Origin of the sequence: Endozoicomonas sp. YOMI1 (assembly GCF_024606345.1) — a bacterium.
In the GTDB taxonomy this organism is placed as follows: Bacteria; Pseudomonadota; Gammaproteobacteria; order Pseudomonadales; family Endozoicomonadaceae; genus Endozoicomonas.
In genome coordinates, this window is the sequence record NZ_JAHHPM010000125.1 from 1 (window position 1) to 1,179 (window position 1,179).

Here is a 1,179-nt window from a genome sequence, read left to right on the forward strand (position 1 = left end):
GGGTGGCTGGGATGAACGGTATTTTTTGCCGCGTTAGCGGCTTGGTTCAACAAGCGCATGTTGTCGGACTGGTTTTCCGCTGCGCTCCAAACCAGCCGCAAATGCGGGCGTTAGGCCTCCTCTATCACCAAGTATTGTCAAGCAACTCACAAGAAAGATATAGTCATAACCTCATTTGCAAAATATCGAAATGGAACTTTCATGCTGTCAAAAATTATTTTGGGTTTACTGATGGGTTTCTTTAGCAGGGGGCTCTGCTAAAGCACTTACTACTGCTAGTGCAAATCCCGCATTAGCTCCTGTAAAAAGAAGTTGGTTTGATATTTCGGCAAGAGTAGCTCCAATTATTGCTGTAATATGGGTTATTTATACTTTTGGAGCATACTCGCTTTTATACGGAATAATGGCCTTGGCTGAGGTTGTTATTGGTGCTGTCATTGCAGGGTTTTTAGGCCATCAGCAAAGACTGGTTATAGCCAATGTTGCTTTTCCAGGAATGATTGTTGCCTGGGTAGTTCTGTAAAATCATCAATTAAGGATTAAAAATGATTAATAAGGAAGCTCTTAAAAAGGCAGAAAGTCATATAACGGAGAAAATTTCAAGCTTTAGTGGTATACCAGAGGAGCTTATAAATACAGTAGCGAATATTTATTATCAATACTGGTCATCTTTACCTGAAGAAATAGCACAAACTTTCTTCTATGGGGATTTGCCGGAAATGAAAAATATTGAAGAGCAAATCTGGGGGAAGTTAACATTTGATCAGAAGAAAACTCTGGTTGAGAAAATTCTTGCTGCTGATTTTGGCATCGTAAATAGTTCTTTGGCTCAAGAATACTCTTTCTTAATAACGGCAGTAGAGTTTTCACCAAAATTATTAGGGTATTTACAAAACATTAGAGATAAATCAGATGATGATGGATTTAATTTTGCAGTAGAACATATGCTGTGGAACTTTAAATACAGAATCAAGAATACATCTACAAAAACAATACTAAGGTGTAAAATTGAAAAAAAGATGAAAGAGGGTTCGGTTTTAGAAATTAAAGATTTATTCAAGCAAATGAACATTGGATGTATGCGTGCAAAGGCCTAAATCGGGTAAGGGCTGGTCTTTCTCCAACCCTCCCCACAGCACCCGGCATGCGGGTCCGCACCGGGCGGTTCAACGATGATGG

The 1,179-nt window shown here is 39.3% G+C and carries 2 protein-coding genes; both read left to right on the top strand.

Annotated elements, in window-relative coordinates:
• Window positions 1-245, top strand: a 245-nt coding sequence (locus KDK15_RS04645; RefSeq protein ID WP_257294198.1) for a hypothetical protein, incomplete at its 5' end; no start/stop codon positions are given.
• A gap of 300 nt (window positions 246-545) precedes the next feature.
• Complete coding sequence (locus tag KDK15_RS04650) at window positions 546-1,097, top strand: hypothetical protein (RefSeq protein WP_257294199.1); 552 nt, start codon at window positions 546-548, stop codon at window positions 1,095-1,097.
• Window positions 1,098-1,179 lie beyond the last annotated feature (82 nt).

Coding starts and splice junctions, on each gene's coding strand:
- KDK15_RS04650 (WP_257294199.1), top strand. CDS start 546: ATGATTAATAAGGAAGCTCTTAAAAAGGCAGAAAGTCATATAACGGAG.